General features: G+C 46.1%; 26 protein-coding genes. 14 read left to right on the top strand and 12 right to left on the bottom strand.

The genetic code is table 11. From position 1 onward, the window contains the following. The first annotated feature begins 185 nt into the window (after positions 1–185). Complete coding sequence (locus JAO78_RS07305) at positions 186–719, top strand: gamma carbonic anhydrase family protein (RefSeq protein WP_226750710.1); 534 nt, start codon at positions 186–188, stop codon at positions 717–719. Here JAO78_RS07305 and JAO78_RS07300 read toward each other — a convergent pair. Together JAO78_RS07300 and aroE are read right to left on the bottom strand one after the other, a co-directional pair. Further along, positions 716–952, bottom strand: a complete 237-nt coding sequence (locus tag JAO78_RS07300; protein WP_226750709.1) for a DUF1488 family protein — start codon at positions 950–952, stop codon at positions 716–718. The two genes, JAO78_RS07305 and JAO78_RS07300, sit on opposite strands and share 4 nt — an antisense overlap. Further along, on the bottom strand, positions 949–1764 hold the full coding sequence (aroE, locus tag JAO78_RS07295; RefSeq protein WP_226750708.1) for a shikimate dehydrogenase: 816 nt from the start codon (positions 1762–1764) through the stop codon (positions 949–951). The genes JAO78_RS07300 and aroE overlap by 4 nt, the downstream gene beginning before the upstream one ends. Before the next feature lie 28 nt (positions 1765–1792). Between aroE and JAO78_RS07290 the strand changes: the two genes are divergently transcribed. Beyond that, complete coding sequence (locus JAO78_RS07290; protein ID WP_226750707.1) at positions 1793–2215, top strand: group II truncated hemoglobin; 423 nt, start codon at positions 1793–1795, stop codon at positions 2213–2215. On the opposite strand, the gene hemF is transcribed toward JAO78_RS07290, so the two are convergent. Beyond that, positions 2212–3144 (bottom strand): oxygen-dependent coproporphyrinogen oxidase, encoded by a 933-nt coding sequence (gene hemF, locus JAO78_RS07285; protein WP_226750706.1) that lies wholly within the window; start codon positions 3142–3144, stop codon positions 2212–2214. The two genes, JAO78_RS07290 and hemF, sit on opposite strands and share 4 nt — an antisense overlap. A gap of 1 nt (position 3145) precedes the next feature. Continuing rightward, positions 3146–3700, bottom strand: coding sequence for an L-threonylcarbamoyladenylate synthase type 1 TsaC (gene tsaC, locus JAO78_RS07280; protein ID WP_226750705.1), 555 nt, complete (start codon positions 3698–3700; stop codon positions 3146–3148). 121 nt (positions 3701–3821) lie between these two features. On the opposite strand from tsaC, the gene purE reads away from it, so the two are divergent. Continuing rightward, on the top strand, positions 3822–4313 hold the full coding sequence (gene purE / locus JAO78_RS07275; protein ID WP_226750704.1) for a 5-(carboxyamino)imidazole ribonucleotide mutase: 492 nt from the start codon (positions 3822–3824) through the stop codon (positions 4311–4313). Next, entirely contained in the window at positions 4310–5440 is a 1131-nt protein-coding gene (locus JAO78_RS07270) for a 5-(carboxyamino)imidazole ribonucleotide synthase (RefSeq protein ID WP_226750703.1), read from the top strand. Before purE ends, JAO78_RS07270 begins: the two co-directional genes overlap by 4 nt. Here the strand turns inward: JAO78_RS07270 and JAO78_RS07265 are convergent. The 4 genes from JAO78_RS07265 to JAO78_RS07250 all read right to left on the bottom strand — a co-directional run bounded on the left by JAO78_RS07265 (position 5437) and on the right by JAO78_RS07250 (position 8747). Further along, entirely contained in the window at positions 5437–5991 is a 555-nt protein-coding gene (locus JAO78_RS07265; protein WP_226750702.1) for a DNA topoisomerase family protein, read from the bottom strand. The genes JAO78_RS07270 and JAO78_RS07265 overlap by 4 nt on opposite strands. A 61-nt stretch (positions 5992–6052) precedes the next feature. After that, a complete protein-coding gene (locus JAO78_RS07260) occupies positions 6053–6526 on the bottom strand; it encodes a DUF494 family protein (protein ID WP_226750701.1) in 474 nt (157 codons plus the stop codon). A gap of 2 nt (positions 6527–6528) precedes the next feature. Beyond that, positions 6529–7614: a DNA-processing protein DprA gene (gene dprA, locus JAO78_RS07255; RefSeq protein WP_226750700.1), complete on the bottom strand. Its 1086-nt coding sequence runs from the start codon at positions 7612–7614 to the stop codon at positions 6529–6531. Between the two features lie 26 nt (positions 7615–7640). Continuing rightward, complete coding sequence (locus JAO78_RS07250; protein WP_226750699.1) at positions 7641–8747, bottom strand: LysM peptidoglycan-binding domain-containing protein; 1107 nt, start codon at positions 8745–8747, stop codon at positions 7641–7643. A 125-nt stretch (positions 8748–8872) separates the two neighbouring features. Here JAO78_RS07250 and def point away from each other — a divergent pair, with 125 nt between their 5' ends. From def to trkA, 4 genes are read left to right on the top strand one after another with little or no spacing between them, the layout of a single operon-like run. Beyond that, entirely contained in the window at positions 8873–9388 is a 516-nt protein-coding gene (gene def, locus JAO78_RS07245; RefSeq protein ID WP_226750698.1) for a peptide deformylase, read from the top strand. Between the two features lie 12 nt (positions 9389–9400). Then, positions 9401–10342 carry a methionyl-tRNA formyltransferase gene (gene fmt / locus JAO78_RS07240; protein ID WP_226750697.1) on the top strand — a complete coding sequence of 314 codons (942 nt, stop codon included), beginning with the start codon at positions 9401–9403 and terminating at the stop codon, positions 10340–10342. Then, complete coding sequence (gene rsmB, locus JAO78_RS07235) at positions 10339–11640, top strand: 16S rRNA (cytosine(967)-C(5))-methyltransferase RsmB (RefSeq protein WP_226750696.1); 1302 nt, start codon at positions 10339–10341, stop codon at positions 11638–11640. Before fmt ends, rsmB begins: the two co-directional genes overlap by 4 nt. Positions 11641–11648: 8 nt before the next feature. Continuing rightward, complete coding sequence (gene trkA / locus JAO78_RS07230; RefSeq protein ID WP_226750695.1) at positions 11649–13025, top strand: Trk system potassium transporter TrkA; 1377 nt, start codon at positions 11649–11651, stop codon at positions 13023–13025. A gap of 10 nt (positions 13026–13035) precedes the next feature. Here trkA and JAO78_RS07225 read toward each other — a convergent pair whose 3' ends face one another. From JAO78_RS07225 to JAO78_RS07215, 3 genes are read right to left on the bottom strand one after another with little or no spacing between them, the layout of a single operon-like run. Next, positions 13036–14487 carry a TrkH family potassium uptake protein gene (locus tag JAO78_RS07225; RefSeq protein ID WP_226750694.1) on the bottom strand — a complete coding sequence of 484 codons (1452 nt, stop codon included), beginning with the start codon at positions 14485–14487 and terminating at the stop codon, positions 13036–13038. A 21-nt stretch (positions 14488–14508) separates the two neighbouring features. After that, the gene (pepQ, locus tag JAO78_RS07220) at positions 14509–15834 is read right to left on the bottom strand and encodes a Xaa-Pro dipeptidase (RefSeq protein WP_226750693.1); all 1326 of its coding nucleotides are present in this window, start codon (positions 15832–15834) and stop codon (positions 14509–14511) included. A gap of 42 nt (positions 15835–15876) precedes the next feature. After that, the gene (locus JAO78_RS07215) at positions 15877–17790 is read right to left on the bottom strand and encodes a transglycosylase SLT domain-containing protein (RefSeq protein ID WP_226750692.1); all 1914 of its coding nucleotides are present in this window, start codon (positions 17788–17790) and stop codon (positions 15877–15879) included. A 193-nt stretch (positions 17791–17983) separates the two neighbouring features. Between JAO78_RS07215 and fadB the strand changes: the two genes are divergently transcribed. From fadB to JAO78_RS07190, 5 genes are all read left to right on the top strand, one after another. Next, positions 17984–20137, top strand: coding sequence for a fatty acid oxidation complex subunit alpha FadB (gene fadB / locus JAO78_RS07210; protein ID WP_226750691.1), 2154 nt, complete (start codon positions 17984–17986; stop codon positions 20135–20137). A gap of 18 nt (positions 20138–20155) precedes the next feature. Continuing rightward, entirely contained in the window at positions 20156–21319 is a 1164-nt protein-coding gene (gene fadA, locus JAO78_RS07205) for an acetyl-CoA C-acyltransferase FadA (protein ID WP_226750690.1), read from the top strand. A 100-nt stretch (positions 21320–21419) separates the two neighbouring features. Further along, positions 21420–21668: a sulfurtransferase TusA gene (tusA, locus tag JAO78_RS07200; RefSeq protein ID WP_226750689.1), complete on the top strand. Its 249-nt coding sequence runs from the start codon at positions 21420–21422 to the stop codon at positions 21666–21668. Between the two features lie 120 nt (positions 21669–21788). Next, the gene (locus JAO78_RS07195; RefSeq protein WP_226750688.1) at positions 21789–23384 is read left to right on the top strand and encodes an amidohydrolase family protein; all 1596 of its coding nucleotides are present in this window, start codon (positions 21789–21791) and stop codon (positions 23382–23384) included. Positions 23385–23471: 87 nt separating this feature from the next. Then, positions 23472–23897: a hypothetical protein gene (locus tag JAO78_RS07190; protein WP_226750687.1), complete on the top strand. Its 426-nt coding sequence runs from the start codon at positions 23472–23474 to the stop codon at positions 23895–23897. A gap of 8 nt (positions 23898–23905) precedes the next feature. Here JAO78_RS07190 and JAO78_RS07185 read toward each other — a convergent pair whose 3' ends face one another. Continuing rightward, positions 23906–24304: a VOC family protein gene (locus JAO78_RS07185; protein ID WP_226750686.1), complete on the bottom strand. Its 399-nt coding sequence runs from the start codon at positions 24302–24304 to the stop codon at positions 23906–23908. A gap of 128 nt (positions 24305–24432) precedes the next feature. Here JAO78_RS07185 and rlmF point away from each other — a divergent pair, with 128 nt between their 5' ends. Beyond that, a complete protein-coding gene (rlmF, locus tag JAO78_RS07180) occupies positions 24433–25332 on the top strand; it encodes a 23S rRNA (adenine(1618)-N(6))-methyltransferase RlmF (RefSeq protein ID WP_226750685.1) in 900 nt (299 codons plus the stop codon). The last annotated feature ends 427 nt before the right edge of the window (positions 25333–25759 follow it).

The raw sequence follows: 25759 nt of genomic DNA, 5'->3' as shown, positions 1-25759 counted from the left end.
TAGGTTTCGCTGAACTCTCGTTCGCCGCATCCCCCGTGGCATGGCGCGCATTATAGGACCTTTTAAATATCCTGCAAGCGTTATAATTAAAAAACTTTGTTATTTTCGATCGTTAGCAGAAAATTTCAACGAAATGCAGATTTTTACAACATTTACTGCATAATAAGTCCTCACAGGAGGGTTTTATGACTTTAAGAACATATAAAGGTATTGCACCGAAACTAGCTGAAGGTGTTTATGTAGACGCATCGAGTGTTTTAGTTGGTGATATAGAATTAGCTAAGGATGTCAGTATTTGGCCATTAGTTGCGGCAAGGGGCGATGTTAACTTCATTAAGATTGGTGCTAGAAGCAATATTCAAGATGGTTCCGTTTTACATTTATCACGCCCAAGCAAAGGCAAGCCCGCTGGCTCACCCTTAATTATTGGTGAAGATGTAACAGTAGGACATAAAGTTATGCTACATGGTTGCACCCTAGGCAACCGCATACTTGTTGGCATGGGTGCCATTGTTATGGATGATGTGATGGTAGAAGATGATGTAATTATCGGGGCGGGAAGTTTAGTGCCGCCAGGTAAAACACTACAAAGCGGCTATTTATATGTGGGTAGCCCCGCTAAAGCGGCTCGGCCATTAAATGATCATGAGAAAAGCTTTCTAACTGAGTCGGCTTTAAATTATGTCCAATTAAAGAATGAGTATTTGGCGGAAGGTTAAAGCCAAATTTCACCACTCTCTGTATAGGTATCTTCGGCAATAGCGGTTTCAGTCAGATCTTCCCAAGTAAACGCATCGGCGATTACTTGGGAGAGGAAGTCTTGTGCATCTTGCTTTGCCGGTATAGCGATATAACACTGCACTTTTAAACCACTTACTAAGCAACTAAAGGCTATGGCTTGTTTGGGCGCTGCATAGTGAAAGTCGTTATTAAAAATTAATTGCTGGTTCATAACGCTAATTGTGCCTTTAACTGCGCCAGTACCGGCGCCAAATCCGGTTGCTTGCCACGGAATAAAGCGAACGCGGCGGCCGCTTGCCCCACTAACATTCCTAAACCATCTGCAGTATTTTGCACACCTTGTTGCTGGCACCATATCAGAAAAGCAGTGGGTGAAGCACCGTACAACATGTCATAAGCTAATTGACAATGCGCTAAATGCACGCTGTCAAATTCAGGTCGCTGCCCAGTTAAACCTGATGAAGTTGCATTAATAACGAATTGATAAGGTAACATCGGTATATCGGTTAACGCTGCTGCACTTACCTTGGCATTAAAATTTGCCGCAATTGCTTCAGCTTTGGCTTGGGTACGATTAGCAATAACAATTTGCCCTACGCCTGCTTTTAATAAAGGCCCCACTATACCGCGAGTTGCGCCGCCCGCGCCGATGATCAACACTTTAGCTTCAGCTAGTACCACGCCTAATCGCTGCAAGTCGTGCAGTAGGCCCACACCATCCGTATTATCCCCAACAATTTGGCCAGCATCGTTAAAATATAAGGTGTTTACCGCCCCAGCTTGTAATGCCCCCTCTGAACGCACTTGCGCTAAGGCAAACGCTTGCTCTTTAAACGGCATAGTGACATTTGCGCCCTTGCCACCGGCATTGATGAAGTGCTGCCAGCTGTCGGCAAAACCCTCTACCGGTGCTAGAATAGCCTCATAACTGATCGGTTCAGCCGTTTGCAATGCAAATTGCTGGTGAATAAAAGGGGATTTAGAGTGCCCTATTGGATTACCAAATACTGCGTAACGGTCCACAATGATGCCTTTTAAGAAGTTAATACAGATGATTTTTAATAAAAGTAACACAAATAGCAATACGCATCCCACTCCTACGCAAACACCTTATCAATTAATGGGCGGCGAAACGGCAGTGCGTCAGTTGGCCAACCGTTTTTACGACATTATGGAAACGGCACCTGAAGCGAAAGCCCTATATGCCATGCATCCTTTACCTTTAGATGGTATTCGGCAGAAGTTTTTTGAGTTTTTGTCTGGTTGGTTAGGCGGCCCAGCTTTATTCGAACAAAAATATGGGCACCCTCGGCTTCGTGCTAGGCATTTACCCTTTGAAGTCAATGAGCAAATGCGTGAAGAATGGATGTTTTGTATGAATCAGGCATTAAATGAAGTGGTCAGCGATAAAGTGTTACGCGAAGGGATCCGCCAGTCGATTGGTCAACTGGCGTCACATATGATCAACTGTTAGTTAGCGGCTAACAAACCCAACCAATCTTGCGGCTTTAAATAACGCTCATATAACAACGCTTCTGGGCTAGCCGCTTCAGGTTGATAAGCATACTGCCAACGCACTAAAGGCGGCATCGACATTAAGATTGACTCGGTACGCCCGCCACTTTGCAAACCAAATAAAGTGCCGCGATCATAAACCAAATTAAACTCTACATAGCGGCCACGCCGATAGAGTTGAAATTGGCGCTCACGCTCGGTATATGCCAAGGCTTTACGTTTTGCCACAATGGGCAGATATGCCGGAATAAAGGCTTCTCCTACCGCACGCATTAACGCAAAGCTTTGCTCAAAACCTAAAACATTTAAATCATCAAAAAATAAGCCACCTACACCGCGGGTTTCGCCACGATGTTTTAAATAGAAGTAATCATCACACCACTTCTTATAAGCAGGGTAATAATCTGCACCAAAAGGATCGACAGCATCCTTAGCTGTTTGATGCCAATGAACAACATCTTCTTCAAATGGATAGTAAGGCGTTAAATCAAACCCGCCGCCAAACCACCATACCGGTTCCTCGCCGTCTTTTTCTGCAATAAAAAATCGGACATTGGCATGTGTAGTTGGCACATAAGGATTATTAGGATGCAACACCAAAGATACACCGCAAGCGTTAAAGTTGCGTCCCGCTAACTCAGGGCGATGCGCAGTCGCAGAGGCTGGCATCTGTGCACCAAACACATGTGAATAATTTACACCTGCTTGCTCAAAGACTTGACCACCCGTTAATACCCGACTGCGACCACCACCGCCTTCTGGTCGCTGCCAAGCATCTTCAACAAACTGCGCGCCACCATCGGCATCAGCGAGTTGCTGGCACAGTTGATCTTGTAACGCCATTAAAAAGGCTTGTACTTGAGCAAGTTGCTCAGAATGATGAGGCATATTAACTCCTGATGATTTCGCCGGTCATGGCATCACGTATTTGGCTAGGTTGCGTCGCCCCCCCTAAAGGCCCATCAACCACCGCCGCTACTTGTAAGCCAATACTGGCTAATAATTGCTGATAATCATTGATGGCCGCTTCACCTGCAAGATTAGCGCTGGTGGAAACAATAGGTTTACCATAAGCCTGACATAACTGTTGTACTATAGGATGTGCACTGACACGCACCGCAATACTATTAAAATTGCCTGTTATCCAACGCGGCGCCTTAGCACTGGCGGGAAGAACCCAGCTCACATGACCTGGCCAAGATGAAAATATTTGAAAACGCCGCTCTATCGGAATAGCGTTGTCGTGGATGTAAGGCAGTAACTGGGAGTAATTTGCGGCAATCAGGATCAAGCCCTTTGCAACGGGACGCTGCTTAATCGCGAGCAGTTTTAACACCGCCTCTTCATTATCCGGATCACATCCAAGGCCATAAACCGCTTCGGTAGGATATGCAATCACCTCGCCTGCCATTAATTGTTCTACTGCAGTATCAATTGTTGCCATTTTTCACCTAATTAATGCCGCAGACAGACGACCTAGCCACTAAACATTTTATTCGTAACACGATGGGCGGTATAATAACCGTTTCAAACTTCGACTTCATCAAGTTCACAAGGAAACCACTATGCAGGTTGGTATTATCATGGGTTCAACGTCAGATTGGCCTACCATGAAACATGCGGCAGATATGCTTGACCGTTTTGGCATTGCCTATGAGACCAAGGTGGTTTCGGCTCATCGCACCCCACAATTACTGGCTGATTATGCCACTGGCGCGGCTGCACGGGGTTTGAAAGTGATCATTGCCGGTGCTGGTGGTGCTGCGCACTTACCGGGTATGGCCGCCGCTTTTACGAGTTTGCCGGTTTTGGGTGTTCCTGTGCAGTCAAAAGCTTTAAAGGGTATCGACTCTTTATTATCTATTGTACAAATGCCAAAAGGTGTTGCTGTAGGCACACTGGCGATTGGTGATGCGGGTGCCGCCAATGCAGGCTTGTTAGCCGCGCAAATTTTAGCCACCAGCGATGCAAGTTTATTGGCCCAAATTGATACTTTCCGCGCGGCTCAAACCGAGTCGGTATTAAGCCAACCGGATCCATCACAGGTCGCACTATGAAAGTATTAGTGTTAGGTGCCGGCCAATTGGCACGGATGATGGCGCTTGCTGGAGCACCGTTAAGCATCACCATCAGTGCTTATGATGTCAATACAGACACGCTAGTGCACCCGTTAACCCAGCAACAATTAGGCAGCGGCTTAGCGCAAGCACTTGAAGCTGCTGATGTGGTGACTGCTGAGTTTGAACATATTCCCTTGGCTATCTTAGAGCAATGCCAAGCTAGTGGTAAATTTTTACCGGGCGCCAGCGCTATTCGTGCAGGGGGGGATCGTCGGGTAGAGAAAGCCTTACTGGCCAGCGCGGGTGTTGCCAATGCCGCTTATCAGGTGATCAACAACCAGGCCGATTTTGAAAAGGCGGTGAGTCGCTTAGGCTTACCGCTTATCTTTAAAAGCGCCCTGGCGGGCTATGATGGCAAAGGCCAGTGGCGTTTAAAAGAGGCCGCGCAAACTGCCAGCGTATGGCAGCAAATGGCCGATTTTTTAGCGGCAGATAGCAGCCAAGCTATCGTTGCGGAGCAATTCATTGGCTTTCAACGTGAAGTATCGCTGGTCGGTGCTCGCAGTAGAACAGGTGAAGTGAAAGTTTATCCACTAACTGAAAACCATCATGTTAACGGTGTACTCAGTGTGTCGTTAGCACGTCCAGTGGATCACGCACTGCAACACCAAGCAGAACAGATGTTTGCTGCCGTTGCCGAACAACTCGATTACGTTGGTGTATTAGCAATTGAGTTCTTTGATGTGGCTGGCCAATTGCTGGTGAACGAAATCGCCCCACGCGTGCACAACTCGGGGCACTGGACACAGCAAGGTGCTGATTGCTGTCAGTTTGCCAATCATTTACGTGCAGTCTGTGGTTTGCCGTTAGGCAGTACCGCCTTGGTGCGGCCAACGCTGATGGTCAATATCTTGGGTGAAGATGAAGTGCCCAACGCCATTCTGAATATTCCTGCGCTGGGTTTGCATTGGTATGGCAAAACTAAACGTGCGGGTCGGAAGATGGGTCATATCAATTTATCGGCCAACAGCACAGCCGAACTTAAAGCCCAATTTGCTAAATTGATTGATCAATTACCGGCAAGTGCTTTTCCTGAACTCGAGCAGATGTTACATCAACTTTAATCCAAGCTAGGATCCGGGGCAGTTTGTTTCTGTTGGCAAGCTTTATTGGCACAGACCTGCCCCGATTTCTTCTGCAACAATAATGGAAAGGCACAGTATTGACAGATCCCAACCACTGGCTGGTCATTAACAATAAATTTGCATTGCGGATATCGATCACAACCCCAAAAGGTTTTACCAAACTTACTTAACCGCTCGGATAAACTCCCCTTCTGGCATTTAGGACAACTGACATTTGGCTGCTCAGTAGTTACCGGTTCTTCATGGACAATAAAATGACACGCAGGATAATTGGTGCAGCCTATAAACATACCATAACGACCATTTTTCACCGCCAAAGTGCTTGAACATTCTGGACAATGCTCTTGCTCTAGTACCTTAACTACGCTGGTTTCATGCTGATGTAGTGCTTTAATATAATGGCAGCTTGGGTAACCGGTGCAACCTAAAAAAGCCCCATTTTTACCTGAGCGGATCTGTAAGGGCTGTTGGCACAGCGGGCAGTGTTCGGTTTGTTGCGGCAGAGAAAATAACGGTGAAGGATCGGTCATAACAGCCTAAGTTGAATAATGCTGACGAACCACTCGCCAGCATTAATGTGCATTCTACGCGCTAGTGTAGCGGCCCATCAACTTCGTCAAAAATTAAATCTTCCATTTGGGCATAAGCACTTTCTCGACCAGGTACATTGAACAGCACCATTAAGACAACCCACTTAAGATCATCCAAACTGATACTAGCACTGTCTAAATCCATAACCCGATCAATTACCATTTCGCGAGTTGTGGCATCAAGCACGTTAACTTGCTCAAGAAACATCAAGAAACCTTGGCCAGGGATATCAATTTTACGATACTCGTCTGCAGTAAAAATCCGCGTCGAGTTGCTCGCTACTTTGGAAAGATAAGGTTTAGTTTGATTCTCTTGCAAAGCAGATAATCGATCTAACCATTTTAAGGCACGAAATATATCATCATCATGAAAACCGGCTTTACTGAGCTCTTTGGTCAGATCGGCATGATTTACATAAATATCAGCTTCGTTATGTATATAATTTTCAAACAGATAAACGAGGATATCAAACATAATCAGGTACTCCTCAATCTAATGTAACCACCGGGAACTGCTGCAACCTTACCGGCTAATTCAAGCTCAAGTAAGGTAATGGATACGTCTGCCACTGACATGTTGGCCCGCTCTGCCAGCACATCGGCTGGTATGGGACTATCTCCTACGTTATCGAACAACTGCTGACTGCACAAGTCTAGCGTGACATTTATTTCTGGGGCAGCAGCTAAACCGTTATCAGCAAAAACCGTTCGCTCTTCTAGTATATCGGCCACACAACTGACAAGTTTAGCGCCTTGTTGGATCAGGTAATGACAGCCTGCTGCTTGCGCATTATGAAAACTGCCCGGTACAGCAAACACTTCACGATTATAATCCGCAGCAAGATTCGCACTAATTAACGAACCACTCTTTAATGCGGCTTCAACAACAACAGTACCCGTACTTAGACCAACAACAATGCGATTTCGTTGCGGGAAAAATTCAGCTCGGGCACGCACATCTGGAAAATATTCAGAAATAAGAGCACCCGCTTGAACAATACGTGTAGCTAAATGACGATTACAACTAGGATAAACTTGTCGCAGCCCGTGCCCTAATACGGCTACTGTTTTCCCACCAGCGTTTAAAGCACCTACATGACTTTCACTATCAATCCCTTTCGCCATTCCTGAAGTAATGACCATACCTTGTTCAGTTAACTCAGCCGCCAGTTGTCGAGCAACCGCTCTGCCGGTAGGAGTAGGCGCACGGCTGCCTACCATGGCAATTTGTGCCGACGCTAATAACTCTACTTGGCCTTTAACAAATAATACGGCGGGTGGATGTGGAGTTTCTTTTAATAACGGAGGATAAAACGGATGGTCAAAAGGAATAATATGCTGATCAGGCGTTTCGGCCTGCCAATTCAGCGCTTGCTCAACCCAAGACGCACTCTCATAACAAAGCAGTTGGGCCTGTTTTTTAGTCAGGCCCAGCTGTTGTAAGGTGCTGGCCGGCAAAGCCAATAACTCTGCCAAACCAATATGCTCGTTTAGCTGGCGACAGCGCTGGCCGTCTAAACCATGCACACTCGCTAACGCAAGCCATGTATGTAATGCTTCCATAACATCACAGCTCCCGACAGTTTACCTTATAAGTTGCCGATACTATCTCCAACGCGAACCGGAGCAATGGTTTGCGTGACAATTGCAAAACTGACTTTTTCTGAGGTTTTAAAGACCATCATTTCACCGACTTTCTCTTTCGGCATTTCAATGGCTTCACCACCAACATCACGCATCAGTTTTTGCAGCTTGGTTGCATCTTCTAAATACACAGGACCATTACGGCCGTCAACCACGGTTGGTGATTGCCGATAAATACCCAGCATGTGACCAGCTTTTAATTCCTGCTCACCGCGGTTAAGAATAACCACATCCATCTTAGCGACTTCTCGTAAATCAGACGACGCCGAAATGATGCGCCCTTCGATAGGTATACTTGGCTGTGTCATTAAAAAATGGACGGGCAAAGATTGCGAATCGTAGGCCTGGATCACCTTGTCGCCTTGGCGAATTTCTCGAGTAATATTCAGTACCTGCATGGCGGCGGGCTCAAAAGCACTAATTTCTGTTGCTGCACTGCCACCCCGAATAACTCGGGCGGTGGCAACTAAGCGCGTTTCATAACCCAGTGTTTCACCGGTATCCGGATCAACATAAGCACGGCCTTGTCGATATACTGCATAAGCGGCACCTTGCAGTAGTTCATTATTCACATATAACGTCTGTGTTTCAGCCGCACTTTTAGAGGCGCGATTGCTTCCTAAGATGTAAGGTAAAGCATCGATCTCAACTTGCGATAAGGCCTGATCATAGGTTAAGAAAGGACGTATGATACCCAAAGGTAAGGTGGCTATTGCATCCGGATTTTTATGCGTAGTGCGAGTTTGTGGTGTTAAACGCACCGCCCGCTTATTCACGGCCAATACTGGGCGACCTTCACTATCAAAGGTTAACGTTAAAATATCACCAGGATAAATTAAGTGTGGGTTATCAACTTGTGGGTTCATTTGCCATAATTGCGGCCACAACCAAGGCTCATTCAGATATAAACCAGAAATATCCCATAATGTGTCCCCCGCTTTAACCACGTAGGTCATCGGTGCATTGTCGCGCAACTTTAATACATCTGCTAACACACTAGCTGAAAACCAACATATTGAGGCCGCTATTATCAATGTTATTTTTTTCAGCATGCCAGCTTCCTTTAAAACTATACTGTTTTGTAATTATTACATACTAAGCTGTTATTGCAGCGCAATAATGGCTAAAATTAAAACATACCACAGTGATTTAATTAAAGCATATTTTTGTAGGTGTTATGGCTGTTTTAAAAGTATTACATTACCCAGACGATCGTTTGCGCACTATTGCCAAACCGGTCACCACTATTACGCCGGAAATTCGGCAGTTAGTCACCGATATGCTCGACACCATGTATGATGAAAATGGTATCGGCTTAGCGGCGACTCAAGTTAATCAGCATTTACGCATCGTCGTGTTAGATCACTCAGAAGATCGCAGTGAACCCATGGTTTTTATTAACCCTGAGATTATCGCACACGATGGCGAAACCAGCTATGAAGAAGGCTGCTTATCTGTGCCGCAAAACTACGCGTCAGTGAAGCGAGCCAAAAATATTACCTTGAAAGCTCAGGATATTGATGGCAATAGTTTTGAACTGCACGCCGATGGCCTACTCGCCATTTGCTTACAGCATGAACTAGACCATTTAATTGGCAAGCTGTTTATTGATTATCTGTCGCCTTTAAAACGCGAGCGTATCCGTAAAAAGCTAGAAAAAGAAGCCAAACTGGCTGAACGCCACGCGCTGTAAACAGGAAAAACTGTGACCCAACCTCTTCGAATTATTTTTGCCGGTACACCGGATTTCGCCGCCTGCCACTTACAGGCGTTGTTAGCAAGCGAACATCAGATTGTAGCGGTTTACACCCAGCCCGACCGACCGGCTGGGCGTGGTCAAAAACTGCAACCAAGCCCAGTAAAACAATTAGCTGAGCGCCAGCAGATCCCGGTATATCAACCTAAATCACTCAAAAAAGCGGCTGCGCAGCAAGAATTAGCCGCCTTGAACGCCGATTTGATGATTGTCGTTGCCTATGGCTTAATTTTACCCAAGATAGTGTTAGACACCCCGCGCTTGGGTTGTATCAATGTGCACGGTTCGTTGTTACCGCGCTGGCGTGGCGCAGCACCTATTCAACGCGCGCTCTGGGCTGGCGATCAACAAACGGGCGTCACCATTATGCAAATGGACGAAGGGTTAGACACCGGAGCGATGCTCAGTAAAGCCGCGATATCAATCACTTCAACCGACACCAGTGCCACTTTGTATGGCAAATTGGCAGAGTTGGGGCCACAAGCGTTGCTCACTGCACTGACTCAACTACCTCAGTTGCAACAACAAGCCGAAGCCCAACAAGACGCTGCAGCCAGTTATGCACAAAAACTATCGAAAGAAGAGGCTTGTCTTGATTTTAATAAGAACGCCGATGCGCTAGAGCGTGAAGTGCGAGCTTTTAACCCGTGGCCAGTCAGCTATCTTGAGCTACCCCAAGGTGCGGTCAAAGTATGGCAAGCACATGTTGTACCGAGTGACGAACAAATTGTTGGCGTCATTATTAGGGCAGATAAAACCGGTATTTATATCAGCTGCCAGCAAGGGACTTTGGTGATTACGCAACTGCAGCCTCCCGGTAAAAAACCAATGTCAGCGGCTGATTTTTTAAATGGCCGCAGTGACTGGTTATCAGTGGGTCAGCAATTATGAGTGCACAACTTCGCGCACTCGCTGCCGATACCTGTTATCAAGTGATTGACCAAGGTAAATCTTTATCGGATGCCTTACCTAGGGCACAACTTAAATTAGATTTGCCCGCAGACAAAGCTTTGCTTCAAGAAATTTGCTTTGGGGTCATGCGTTACTTACCGCAACTGGAAACCGTTTGCCAACAACTGATGAGCAAACCGTTGGTGAAACAACTGCGGCCGTTGCAGTTCTTGTTGTATGTGGGCATTTATCAGTTAAAGTTTATGCGCATTCCTGATCATGCCGCCATCAGCGAAACGGTTGAAGCCGCTCGAAGTTTAAAAGGCCAAAGCCTAACAAAACTGATTAACGCGGTGTTACGCAGTGTGCAACGTCAACCGGCATTATTTGATTTTAGTCATGCGCCTGATGCCGTGAAATTTAACCACCCTGGCTGGCTAATCAGCGCGTTGCAACAAGCCTACCCTGCAGATTGGACTGATATCCTGTTAGCCAACCAACAAAAAGCGCCGTTATGGCTGCGCATTAATCAGCAACAAATCAGCCCAACGCAATTTTGTGCTGCACTAACGGCTGAAGATATTGCTTATAGCCAACCCTTTAGCTATTTACCGGTTGCGATCAAACTACAACAAGCTTGCGATGTCACCAGCTTACCGGGCTATCAGCAAGGCTGGTTCTCTGTGCAAGATGCCGCAGCGCAACATGCCGCTTTATTGCTGAATGCACAACCCGGCGAGCAAGTACTGGATGCATGCTGCGCGCCCGGTGGCAAAACGTGCCATATTTTGGAACAGACCACTGACCTGCATTTAACCGCACTGGACCGTGATGAAAAGCGATTAGAGCGTGTGCATGCAAACTTAGCACGGCTACAATTAGAGGCTCGCGTCGTTGCTGCCGATGTGCTGGATACTGCACGCTGGTGGCAAGGCAACCTGTTTGATCGCATTTTATTAGATGTGCCCTGCTCGGCCACCGGTGTGATCCGGCGCCATCCTGATATTCGCTGGTTACGTAAAAAAGCCGATATCGCTAATTTAGCCAGCTTACAAACCGACATTTTGCAACAAGCCTGGCAGCTATTAAAACCAGGCGGTACCTTACTTTATGCAACTTGTAGCGTGTTACCGGCCGAAAACCAGCTACAAATCACGCAATTTTTGGCACACCAAGCCGATGCAAGCCTAGTGCCTATCACTCAGGCCGGTACCGAAGCTTGTTGGCAAATCTTACCGGGTGCAGCCGACATGGATGGCTTCTTCTTTGCCTTGTTGCACAAAGCAACGCCGAACTGAGACAGACTATGAAAATCATCATCCTAGGGGCAGGACAAGTTGGCGCAACACTGGCAGAGAACCTGGTCGGTGAACAGAATGATATTACGATTGTTGATACCAATCTGGATAAACTGCGCTCATTGCAAGATCGTTTTGACCTGCAGGTGGTGTTTGGTCATGGCTCACATCCTGATATTTTGCGCAAAGCCGGCGCCGAAGATGCCGACATGGTTGTTGCCGTGACCAACTCGGATGAAGTTAACATTGTGGCCTGTCAGGTGGCCTACAGTATGTTTAATACGCCGCTGAAAATTGCCCGTATTCGCACCAATCAGTATTTAAAGTACCGCGATGAACTCTTTCATAAAGACGATATGCCCGTTGACCACTTTATTGCACCGGAAGCGTTGGTGACCAATTATATTCGCCGGCTAATTGATTACCCCGGCGCACTACAGGTTGTTGAATTTGCTGAAGGTAAAGTCAGTTTAGTTGCGGTGAAAGCCTATTACGGTGGCTTATTAGTGGGCCATGCATTATCGGCACTGAAAGAACACATGCCACATATCGAAACCCGTGTGGCCGCCATTTATCGACGTGGTAATGCAATAAAACCGCTGGGCACAACCATTATCGAAGCCGACGACGAAGTGTTCTTTGTCGCCGCCACTAAACACATCCGCGCAGTAATGAGCGAACTGCAAAAGTTAGAACGTAGCTATCGACGGATCATGATTGCCGGTGGTGGTAACGTCGGATTTGGTTTAGCCCGCGCATTAGAAAAAACTCATAGTGTAAAATTAATTGAGCGTAGTAAAGAACGGGCTGAATTCTTATCTAGTGGCTTAGATAACACTGTTGTCTATGTCGGCGATGCTTCAGATCCTGAATTGTTAGAAGAAGAAAACATTGAGCAAATCGATGTTTTTATTGCAGTAACAAACGATGACGAAGCCAACATTATGTCGGCCATGCTGGCAAAGCGTATGGGGGCACAAAAGACCATGGTGCTGATTAAACGCAGTGCCTATGTTGATTTATTGCAAGGTGGTGAAGTGGATATTGCAGTGTCGCCGCAACAAGCCACTATCTCAGCATTATTGACGCATATTCGCCGCGGTGACATTGTAAATGTGTATTCACTGCGCCGTGGCGCGGCTGAAGCCATTGAAGCCATCGCGCATGGTGACAGCAGCACCAGCAAGGTGGTCGGTAAAACCATTGGCGAAATTAAGCTGCCGCCAGGCACCACTATCGGCGCCATCGTCAGAGGCGATGAAGTCATGATTGCCCATGATAATACGCGCATCAATACTGATGATCACGTTATCTTATTTATGGTCGATAAAAAACACATTGTGGAAGTCGAAAAGTTGTTCCAAGTGAGTGCGATTTTTATCTAACACGCTAAGCTTAGTCTTTCCAAAAGGCAGGGGTAAATAGCACCAGCAAAGTGAAAATCTCCAAGCGACCGAACACCATAGCTACAATCAAAATCCATTTACTGGCATCGGGGATATTACCGAAGTGAGCGGCCACTTCGCCCAGACCGGGCCCCAAGTTATTTAAACAAGCCGCCGTTGCCGAAAACGCCGTAATATTATCTAAACCAGTAAAAATCAACGCCAGCATAATCACCACAAACACTAACGCATAAGCCGCAAAGAAGCCCCATACCGCTTGCACAATGCGATCTTCTACAGCACGACGACCTAACTTAATGGCATATACCGCGCGTGGATGCACCAAGCGATTGAGCTCACGCGCACCCTGCTTAAACAACAACAGCACACGCACAACTTTCATGCCGCCACCGGTCGAGCCGGCACAACCGCCAATAAAACTCGAAAATATTAGCAAAATAGGCAAAAACAATGGCCAAGCTGAAAAGCTATCCGTAGCAAAACCGGCGGTAGTGGAGATAGACACGGCTTGAAATACGGCATGATTTAGCGCAGTGAGCTGATCGGGATAGACACTGGTGTGCAGCAACACTAAGAAACAGATGAGAATCAACGCCACTTGAATACCCAAAAAGGTATTAAATTCTGGATCGCCAAAATAAGTTCTTAAATTTTTGCCGCGCACGACAGCAAAATGCAAGGTGAAATTTACCGCGCTAATAAACAAAAAGAACACACAAATCAGATTGATCAACGGACTGTTAAAATGGCCCATACTGGCGTCATAAGTAGAAAAACCACCAATGGCGACTGTTGAAAACGCATGACAGATGGCGTCGAACGCCGACATACCGGCTAAATAAAAAGCTAACGCACAAGTAATGGTTAAGGCTAAATAGATATACCAGAGGTGCTTTGCGGTATCAGCAATACGCGGTGTCATTTTGTTATCTTTAACCGGCCCGGGTGTTTCAGCACGAAACAACTGCATCCCGCCCACACCGAGCAGTGGCAAAATGGCCACCGCTAAAACGATAATTCCCATACCGCCTAGCCATTGTAATTGCTGACGATAATAGAGAATGGCCTTGGGTAACAACTCAATGCCGGTTAGCACCGTGGCGCCGGTCGTAGTTAAGCCAGAAAAAGCTTCAAACATCGCGGAAGCGAGATTCAAATTCGGATATTCAGCCAGAACTAACGGGATGCCGCCCACCGCACCGAGCACAATCCAAAACAGCACTACAATTAAAAAACCGTCACGCACTTTAAGTTCGCGACGGTATTTACGATTGGGATACCAGGTGATAAAACCGATGGCAACACACATTAAAAAGGACAAAATAAAGGGTAAACCCGCACCATCTTTATACCAGAAGGCCACCATCGCCGGCGGCACCATGGTGATACTGAAGATAGCAATCAGCATCCCCAAGATACGGATAATCGAACGATATTGCATAATGTCCTTTTCAGCGACCGCTTATGGCAGTTGCAACTCGCGAGTCATATTCTCATTGCGCTCACGGTGCACAATAATGTTATCTTCGATACGAATACCACCAAACTGGCGGAAAGCATCAATTTTTTGCCAGTTAAACAGCTTATTCTCGGTTTTGTCTTGCAAGTCGGCTAACAGACTATCGATAAAATATAAGCCTGGCTCAATAGTAAATACCATTGACGGTTCAATCAGCCGTGTACAGCGTAAGAACGGATGTTGTTCTGGTGAAGCCACATGAGTGCCACGCTCATCGGCCATAAAACCACCGACATCATGCACTTGCAAACCTAGGTGATGGCCCACGCCGTGCGGGAAAAAAGTGCTACTAATACCGGTATCAACAATAGTATCGACACTGCTGCGGACAAAATCAAAATCAATCAGCACTTGTGCTAACAAGCGATGAGTTAAAAACTGTAAATCCGTGTATTTGTTACCCGGTTTAATCGCATCCACTACCTGCAAATGCACGTTTTGCACCGCTTGGATCAGTGCAGAGAATTCATCTTTCGGATCGAAGCTGTAAGTACGAGTAATGTCTGCCGCATAACCATGAAACTCGGCACCCGCGTCAATTAAAAAGGAATGATGCTGCGCAGGTTTTTTACGCTCTAAAGCAGTGTAGTGCAAAATAGCGGCATGTTCATTTAAACCAATGATATTGCCATAAGGCACTTCATTTTCAGTTTGACCAACAGCCGCTAAGTAAGCGAGCTGAATATCAAACTCACTGCCACCGGCATAAAAGGCCGCGGCTGCCGCACGATGCCCGGTCACAGCCATACGGTTGGCATTGCGCATACAGGCATGCTCATAAGCGGTTTTATACGCCCGGTAAAAATGCAGGTAATTCATCACGGGCTCAGGGTTGATGTGGGTAAAGCCTAAGGCTTTAGCGACTTCAAGATACTCACCTAAATACGCCACACGTGCTTTATCATAAGGCAACAGCTTTTCAACCGTATTAGCTTTTTCAAGCAACTGAATATCAAAGTGCTCAGCCCAAAAATCACTTGGTGCGTCAGGCACTTTGTGCCAAAAATCTTTTGGCCGATAAAAAATCAGTTTGGGTTTATTTACACCATCAACTATTAACCAGCAATGCGGATTATCGACTACCGGTAACCACGCTTTAAAATGTGGATTGGCTTTAAACGGATAATCCATATCATCCAAGAACTTGCGCTTTGCTTGACCTGAATGAATAACGAGCGCGTCGAGATTCTCACGAGCCAACACATTGCGGGTACGCAACTGCAGTTCTGCTAGATGCTCTGGATAAAGTTGCTGATATGTTGAGTTCATAAACACCTTACTGGTTGCTGTTAAGGGCTTTGGATAATAACATCATTTACTCTTCGCCCCAATCTGCATCGCAACCAGCGGTTGAAACACATCAATGGGTTCATTTAAGCGAATATTGTAAATCTGATAATACGCCATCACTGCTTTTACATATTCTCGCGTTTCGCGATAAGGGATCGTTTCTACCCATACATCAACGGGCAAAGCGTGGTCTGTCGGGATCCATTGCCGAACACGACTGTAACCTGCATTGTAAGCTGCGGTGGCCATAATTAAATTACCGTCGTTACGCTTCATCAAATAATTAAGGTAATCGGTACCATAATCGATATTGGTGGTGGGGTTATAAAGTTGCGCTATTGGCACGCGTTTTTTTGCAATATCATTGGCGGTAGCTGGCATAATTTGCATTAAACCTCGCGCACCCACCGGAGAATTAGCATCAGCCATAAAAGAGCTTTCGCGCCGAGCTATTGCCATAGCCCAACCAGAATCTACTTTTGCGCCTTTCGCCGAGCGTTGAATTTCATCTTTATAAGCCAGCGGAAAACGTAATTCTACATCGTCCCAATAACCGGCATCCGCCAGCGTAAAAATGGCGCGCTCATGCCACTCCATTTGACCGGCTAGCTTAGCTGCGGCTAACTTTTGCGATTCAGTCACTGAGCGTTGTAAGAAATTCCATTCCCGTCGCGCTTCGGTCATTCGGCCAAGCGCCAGCCATTCAATGGCGCGTTGCACCGCAGGGTGTTGCTGCACTAATAACAACTCTTCAGCAGATACCATCACCGGATTGTGCGCTAAACTCGGTGGCAGCCCCAACTTAGCTGCCGACATAAAGCCATAAAAGTGTCTACGCAAAGCCAGCTCACGAAAAATGGGATCGGCCTTTGCTTGCTGACCCTGCTCTTCAAAAGCTCGAGCTAACCAATAGCGCCAATTGATATCTGCCGCGAGATCTGCAGGAAACTGCTCAATGACTTTTTGCACTTTCGGCCAGTTTAGCTCTCGTAACGCATGGCCTACTTGCCATTGTGCCAAGCTGCTATCCAATAACTCGGGGGGTAACTGCGCCATCCACTCATCGGCGCGACTATCCCCTTTACTGGCTAAGGCAATAGCAAATTGACGCTGCACATCAACGCGCTGAGCAGCGGTAAAATAAGGATCATTAACAAAACGCTGCCACATTTTTAAGGCTTGATCGGGTGAGCGCCAGATTAGACGCTTTAAACCGTAAGCCAAAATGTCGCGTTCAACCACATGTTTGCCAGCAAAGAAGCGACCTTTCGTCATGACACTAGGGTCCTTTCTTACTTGTAGCCACATGTCCGCTAAATATTGCTGATTAGTCGGTAGCAAGGTTTTTAAATAACGAATTAAACTCGCATCACCGCCTTCTGCAGACAATTGAATACGCCGCAACACTGTATCAGCTTGCAGCGGATTAACCTGGCGCCATTGTTTAAACAGGTCATCGCAGTCTTTAGGTTGTGATTTCCCTACGGTCCATAACGCTTGTACCTCCTGCCAGACTTGCTGCTTATCAACCGGACTAACCAGCAAACGCTGCTCCAACGCCGTACAATTTAGCTCAGCGTCTGAACTACCCGGAAAGTTCATTAAAAACCGTTCAGATTGTTTTGCTTTAGCTAAACTTTGTAAAAAGGGCCGGCGCAACGGCCAATCCAGCGGAGAGCCTTTATGTTGCTGTAAAAAGCTTTCAATATCAGTGTGAGCATTCAAACGCCGCTGTAAGTAGCGTTGTTGCAGATAGGGTTGTAACGGATAATCTTTTAATTCTTCTAACCACGCTTCAACTTGTCTAAGAGGTGCAGAGCCAATTTGGCGCTCGGCTTGCACAAATAACTCACGTTGCTGTTCAATCTGTTCAGCATTACTGACAGCCATTGTAGAAAAAAAAGTACAACTTAATATAAAGATCAGGCGTTTCACTGTACAACTCCAGATGAAAACTTAGTCAGTCAATACTGTCTATAGTTAAGTATGTTTGTGCTTAGCACGATTTAAAACACCCGTTTAAATAACTATTGATATTTTTCTAAAAGCACGAGACACTGGATCAGATAACCTCATCGTACCAGTTGCGAATAATGATATATAGCTAACGCGACCAAGGAGCATTTTTATGATTTACCAGAGTAACAGCATTCAGGTTGAGTATGTGCAACCTGGTATTGCCCAGTTTACCTTTAACGCACAAGGTTCGGTCAACAAATTTGATCAACAGACGCTGACTGATTGTAAGGCAGCCCTAAGTAAGCTGCACGCGGATCCCGCTTTAAAAGGTGTTCTTTTTGTTAGTGGCAAAGATAACTTTGTGGTCGGTGCTGACATTACTGAGTTTTTACCTATTTTTGAACGGCCTGAAGCCGATTTAGTTCCGTGGATTAAACAAGCTTCTGATGTGTTTGATGCTTGTGAAGACCTGCCTGTTCCTACCGTAGTGGCCATTAAAGGCTTCGCCTTAGGTGGCGGCTGTGAATGGACGCTCGCTTGTGACTACCGTGTAGCTGACACGACCACGCGCATCGGCTTACCTGAAGTTAAACTCGGTTTAATGCCTGGCTTTGGGGGCACGGTTCGTTTACCACGGATTATTGGCGCTGACAATGCCATGGAGTGGATCACCACCGGTAAAGATCGCAGTGCAGAGCAAGCCCAAAAAGAAGGTTTAATTGATGCCGTTGTTGCCCCTGAAAAATTAGCGGCAGCCGGTTTAAGCATGCTGCAAGACGCTATCGCGGGTCAGCTAAACTGGCAGAAAAAACGCGCCGTAAAATTACAGCCTCTAAAACTGAATAAAATTGAAGCCACCATGAGCTTTAATACAGCCAAGGGTATGGTGTTCGCCACTGCGGGTAAACATTATCCGGCACCGATGATGGCGGTACAAACGATAGAAGCCGCTAGCACGTTAGATCGGGCTGGTGCCGTTGCTTTAGAAAACGCCGGGTTTGCCAAATTAGCCAAGACCGACGCGGCGACGGCGCAAATAGGGCTATTTTTAAATGACCAAGTCATTAAAAGTAAAGCGAAAAAAGCCGCGAAGACCGCGACTAAAGCCGTGAATAAAGCCGCTGTATTAGGCGCGGGTATTATGGGCGGGGGTATTGCTTATCAGTCTGCACTGAAAGGTGTACCGGTGGTCATGAAAGACATTGCCGACAACGCACTCGCTTTAGGCATGTCAGAAGCAACCAAGTTGCTCTCAAAACAAGTCGATCGTAAAAAATTAGATGCCGTCGGCATGGCTAAAGTGATTTCGGCTATTACTCCCACGTTAAGCAATGATTTAGTGGCCGGCGTGGATATCGTTGTTGAAGCGGTTGTCGAAAATCCAAAAATTAAAGGCGCGGTGTTAAAAGAAACTGAAGCCTTATTAAGCGACGATGCTATTTTAACCTCGAACACCTCTACTATTTCTATTAATCAGTTAGCGGCAAACCTAAATCGGCCGCAAAACTTCTGCGGTATGCATTTCTTTAACCCCGTACACAGAATGCCGTTAGTTGAAGTCATCCGCGGTAAAGATACCAGTGATGAAACCGTTGCTGCGGTCGTGGCTTATGCTGCCAAAATGGGGAAATCCCCCATTGTTGTAAACGACTGTCCTGGTTTCTTCGTTAACCGTGTATTGTTCCCCTACTTTGCTGGTTTCAGTAAGTTAATGCTGGATGGCGCAGATTTTGCGCAAGTGGATAAAGTGATGGAGAAACAATTCGGTTGGCCAATGGGCCCCGCCTATTTACTGGACGTAGTGGGCTTAGACACCGCTTATCACTGTACCGATGTGATGGCGGATGGCTTCCCAACTCGGATGGCGAAACTGGCAAAGGACCCGGTAGCCGCGATGTATAACGCGAAACGTTACGGCCAGAAAAATGGCGTAGGTTTCTATACTTACAGTAAAGACGCCAAAGGCAAACCGAAGAAAGATATCGATGCAACAAGCTTAGGTTTACTGTCTGAACTTACGACTGAGAAACACGAGTTTAGTGCTGACGAGATTATTGCTCGCGTTATGGTACCGATGATTAACGAAACCATTCGCTGCTTAGAAGAAGGTATCGTTGCCAGTGCCGCTGAAGCCGATATGGGCCTTGTTTACGGCTTAGGTTTCCCTCCGTTTCGCGGTGGTCCACTGCGTTACGCCGACACCTTAGGTTTAGCTAACTTTGTTGCCCTAGCCGATAAATACGCCCATCTAGGTGAAATTTATCAGGTTACAGATCATACGCGCGCCATGGCTGCCAACGGCCAGCGTTTCTTCCCGGTTTAAGCGCAGGAGCACAGCATAATGAAAAACGCAGTAATAGTAGATTGTATTCGCACCCCGATGGGTCGCTCTAAAGGTGGCATGTATCGTAATGTGCGTGCCGAACAACTTTCAGCGCATGTTATGGCATCGTTGTTATCTCGTAATCCCGCATTAGATGCTGCCGATATTGATGATGTGATCTGGGGTTGTGTGCAACAAACGCTAGAACAAGGCTTTAACATTGCTCGAAACGCCTCGTTATTAGCCGGTATCCCGCATTCTGTGCCCGCGGTGACCATTAACCGTCTTTGTGGTTCATCCATGCAAGCCTTGCATGACGCCGTACGTGCTATTCAAACGGGTATGGGCGATGTCTATCTAATTGGTGGTGTTGAGCACATGGGTCATGTGCCAATGAATCACGGTGTTGATTTTCATCCAGGCTTGGCAACATCTGTTGCCAAAGCAGCAGGCATGATGGGTTTAACCGCAGAACTGCTTGGTAAAATGCACGGTATCAGTCGTCAGCAACAAGATGAATTTGGTGCTCGCTCACACCGCTTGGCACAAGAAGCGTCAGAGCAGGGTCGGTTCAAAAACGAAATTGTTCCTACTGAAGGCCACGATGCCGACGGCGTGTTAAAACTCATGGATTATGATGAAGTCATCCGTCCTGAAACCACGGTTGAAGCGTTATCAGCTTTACGCCCGGTGTTTGACCCAGCAAACGGCACTGTAACGGCCGGTACGTCTTCAGCCTTATCTGACGGTGCATCGGGCATGTTAGTGATGAGCGAAGAGAAAGCTAAAGCCTTAGGCTTACCTATCCGTGCTTATGTACGCGGTATGGGTGTCGCAGGTTGTGATCCGTCCATCATGGGTTATGGTCCGGTACCGGCCAGTAAGAAAGCGTTAAAAATGGCTGGCTTAACCATTAACGACATTGACTATGCAGAACTGAACGAAGCCTTTGCTGCACAAGCCTTGCCTGTAATGAAAGATCTTGGCTTACTTGAAGTGGCCGACCAAAAAGTGAATCTTAATGGGGGCGCCATTGCGCTAGGTCACCCATTAGGTTGTTCAGGTTCACGTATCGCCACCACCTTACTAAATGTGATGGAAGATAAAGGCGGTAAATTTGGTTTAGCGACTATGTGTATTGGTTTAGGCCAAGGCATTGCCACGGTGTTTGAGCGGCCTTAAACTGGCAGCTTGTAACACAATCGCTTAGAATAAGGCCGTTGATACGGCCTTTTTTAATGGCTTGTCGTTAAATTTGCGTCTTATATTATTGGAGTTATCAATGGCAGATGAATTTCAGCATGCCGATCACACCTTAGATGCCCTAGGCCTACGCTGCCCAGAGCCAGTGATGATGGTAAGACTACAGATCCGAAAAATGCAAAATGGTGAAACCTTGTTGATTATCGCCGACGATCCAGCCAGTACGCGTGATATTCCCGCTTTTTGTCGCTTTATGGATCACGAGTTAATGCAATACAGCACCAGCGAAATTCCCTACCGTTACTTAATCAAAAAAGGGGCTCATTAACACTCACTGTTAAACCCAGAAACCTTTTAACGCATCCTAGCGACGAGCTAACGTAATCGCTTGCGACATGTCGAAACTTTATCCACACTGATACCATAATAAATGACTATTGGAAATGTTATGGTCCGTTTTATGCGACTTCCCTTCACGTTATTGATATTAGCTACCTTAGTAACACCGATTACCTTCGCCCAAACCACTGAGCGCACGCCCTCAGCGCCTGAGCGCGGCAACCAAGGTGATGGCCCTTATAAGCGGTTAATTCTTCGAGGAGGGATTTTAATTAGCGGAGAAGGTGCGCCACCAGTAGGGCCTGTCGATATCGTTATCGAGCAAGACCGGATTAAACAAGTGAGTATTGTCGGTTATCCTGATGTGCCCGTATTGCCTGCCAGTCGACCACAAGCGGCGCCTGGCGATCAAGAAATGGATATCAGCGGTATGTATATCCTGCCTGGCTTTATTGATATGCACGGTCATATTGGCGGCTCAGCCAATGGCATCCCTGCAGAATATGTATTTAAACTTTGGCTCGCGCATGGCATTACCACCGTAAGAGAACCCGGCAGTTTTAACGGCCTAGCATGGACGTTAAAGCACGTCAAAGCGGCCGCCGCGAATACTATAGTTGCCCCAAGGATCGTGCCTTATGTTGGCTTTGGTCAAGGCTTAGCGCAACCGGTATTTAATCCGGATCAGGCACGTAAATGGGTTAAAGACATCAAAAAAGCCGGAGCAGCGGGCATTAAATTTTTTGGTGCTACGCCCAGCATTATGGCTGCAGCCTTAGATGAAGCTGAAAAACAAAATCTTGGCAGCATGATGCATCATGCGCAACTTAATGTGATGCGCACCAATGTCGTCGACAGTGCCCGCATGGGGCTGGGTTCGATGGAACATTGGTATGGTTTGCCTGAAGCATTGTTTGATGGACAAACTGTTCAAAACTATCCGACAAACTATAACTATCAAAATGAACAAGATCGCTTCGCGGCTGCCGGTGAATTATGGGCGCAAGCAGCTAAACCCGGCTCAGATAAATGGATTGCGGTACGAGATGAGCTTATTAAACTCGATTTTACTATTAACCCCACCCTAACTATCTATGAAGCTAGCCGTGATGCCTCCGCGCAGCGTAACGCTGAATGGCATCAAGAGTATACCCTACCGACCCTAACGCGTTTCTTTACGCCAAACCGTTACGCACATGGCTCCTACTGGTTTGATTGGACCACTGAGCATGAAGTACGTTGGCGCGAAAATTACCGGTTGTGGATGCAATTTCTACAAGACTTTAAAAACCATGGTGGTCGTATTACCACCGGTTCAGATGCGGGTTATATCTATAAAATCTATGGTTTTGGCTTTATTCAAGAGTTAGAACTATTACGTGAAGCCGGCTTTAATGCACTGGAAGTTATTCAAGCGGCAACGCTTAATGGCGCTATTGCACTGGGTTTAGACGAAGACATTGGCAGTATCGTACCGGGCAAAAAAGCCGACATGTTCATTGTAGCTGAAAACCCGTTAGCCAATTTTAAAGTGCTATATGGCACCGGGCATTATCGATTAAACGACAAAAATGAAGCAGAACGCACTAAAGGTGTGCGCTATACCATTAAAGATGGCATTATCTATGACGCACAGCAACTGCTACAGGATGTACGTAACTTAGTACAACAAGCTAAAACAGCAGAATTAGCACCAAGCAATTAATCGTGTCGCTAACAGACGGTCTCTAGCTTGACGAGCCTAGCGAGGTTATTTAAGGTAACTAAATGTTAACTTATTCAGCTTTTATCTATGTTTTGGCCACTGATTAAAGACTCTATTACTGCAAAAGCGCTAATACTGCTGGGTATTGCGCTTTTATTTTGGCTATTTGGTTATCAAAGTTTGTTTTTCACGGCTTTACTATTTAGCTTAGAGCTATTTTTTTTCAGCAAAAGTAAGCCACTGAGTGATGACGAGTATATTTATAGCAAAGACATCCTGAGACTTTTTGCTGTTCAGGAACAAAAACTGCGTGTCGGCATGGACAGCGCCCCGCTTCGCAGCATTAAACAAATCACACTGTGGCAAGAAGATAAACTGGGTTTTATCGATTTTGACTTAAATGGCCAGCTTCGCGTGCAATACAAATTTCGGCTAGAACAAATGCAACCGTTACAGCAATTGCTGCAACAAGCCTTGCCAGATACTGAGTTTGTGAACGGTTTTAAAAGTTAATACTGTTGCTAGGCAGGTTGTTTAGGCTGTAGTAAATCCCATTTATTACCATACAAATCTTGAAACACCACTACGGTAGCATACGTTTCCTCACGAGGTGCTTCCAAAAACACGACACCTTGCTGACACATTTTCTCGTAGTCTTGCCAAAAATTGTCTGTTTGTAAAAACAGTCCTACCCGATCTGCGGTTTGACAGCCGACCAAGGCAAGTTGCTGTGCATTACTTGCTTTAGCCAGCAAGATCGCGGTTTGTGCGCCTGGTGGGACGACTTTTACCCAGCGTTTATCGGCGGATAGCATGGTATCTTCTATTAAGTTAAAACCTAAACACTGCGTGTAAAATTGAATCGCCGCATCATAATCCGTTACTAATAAACTGATACAACTGATAAATTTCTGCGCCATGGCAAGCTCCTTTTAAATGAGTCATATTGCATCCGCTAGCCGAAGCTTGTGCTTATTGTGGCGAGTTTAACTCGCAGCCCAAGCGGCATTCTATTACACTTAGCGCAAAGTGCTTACTATTAAAGATTATGACCAGCGAACCTTCAAAACTTCACCCCAGAAATCCGCATCATGGCCGTTATGATTTGCCAACACTTTGTGCCAAATATCCTGCATTAACACCATTTTTAACCCGCACGCCAACCGGTGCTGCCACTATAGATTTCAGTAACAGCCAGGCGGTACAACATCTGAATGCGGCCATCTTAGCAAGCTATTACCAAATTGATTTTTGGCAATTACCCTCAGGCTATCTCTGCCCACCGATCCCAGGCCGTGCTGATTATTTACATTATGCTGCAGATTTGCTTGGTCAACTGCCACAACATCAGGGGCAAGTGCCACAGGGTAAACAAGTACGAATGCTAGATATTGGTTGTGGCGCGAATTGCATTTACCCCATTTTGGCGACACGCAGTTTCGGTTGGCAGGTTGTCGGTAGCGATATTGATCAGCAAGCTCTGAACATCGCCAACACTATTATTAACGCCAACGATCGCTTAAAAGGGATGATTAGTTTGCGTTTACAAGCCAAACCTTTGCAGATTTTTCAAAGTATTATCCACGCGCAGGAGTATTTTGATTTAGTGGTGTGTAATCCCCCTTTTTATCGTTCTGCTGCTGAAGCACAAGCGGTTAACCAACAAAAATGGCAAAAGCTCGGTAAAGCCAAGCAAGGTCGCAATTTTTCGGGCAATAACAATGAGCTATGGTGTGACGGCGGCGAGCTCGCTTTTATTAGCAATATGATTAAAGAGAGCGCATTATTTGCTAAACAAGTTGGCTGGTTTACCACTCTGGTCTCACAGCAAAAACACCACAACCTGTTGCTCGCGTTGTTAACACAATATCAAACGGTTGAAGTGAAACAATTGAAGATGCAGCAAGGCCAAAAGAGCAGCTTATTATTAACTTGGCGATTTCACTAAACCATTTGACGAACAGCAGCTAATAACTCTCTTAATATTGCCATAGAGTGGTTCTCATCCGCTGAATTTGTTCTTTACCTAGTTGATTCATACAATTTACGAGTCGTATTCTTAGTAGCCGATGCTGATTAGCTCTGACTTCTTACCGTTAACTTAAAAACCACCTTGGTATTCGTATACCACTGATGGAAAAATGGCAAACAAGCTATAACGCTGTTGCTTAAACAGATGTTTAATTTATTAGTAACGGACTAAAATATGTCGCAAGTAATTGGCCGCGAACTTACTGGGTTTATTCGTCAATATAACTAGGCTCTTATATACCTATGTTGATGAAACCTCGCCAAGCCAACGATATCCACCTATTTTATACTGTATAAAGTGCTGTTAATGTTTTGGACGATTAACCTTATTAACGAGAATCTCT

The organism is Alishewanella maricola (genome assembly GCF_016343785.1).
Classification (GTDB): Bacteria; Pseudomonadota; Gammaproteobacteria; order Enterobacterales; family Alteromonadaceae; genus Alishewanella; species Alishewanella maricola.
Note: the sequence above shows the minus strand (reverse complement) of the source record. Positions and strands in the feature narration are given on the sequence as shown.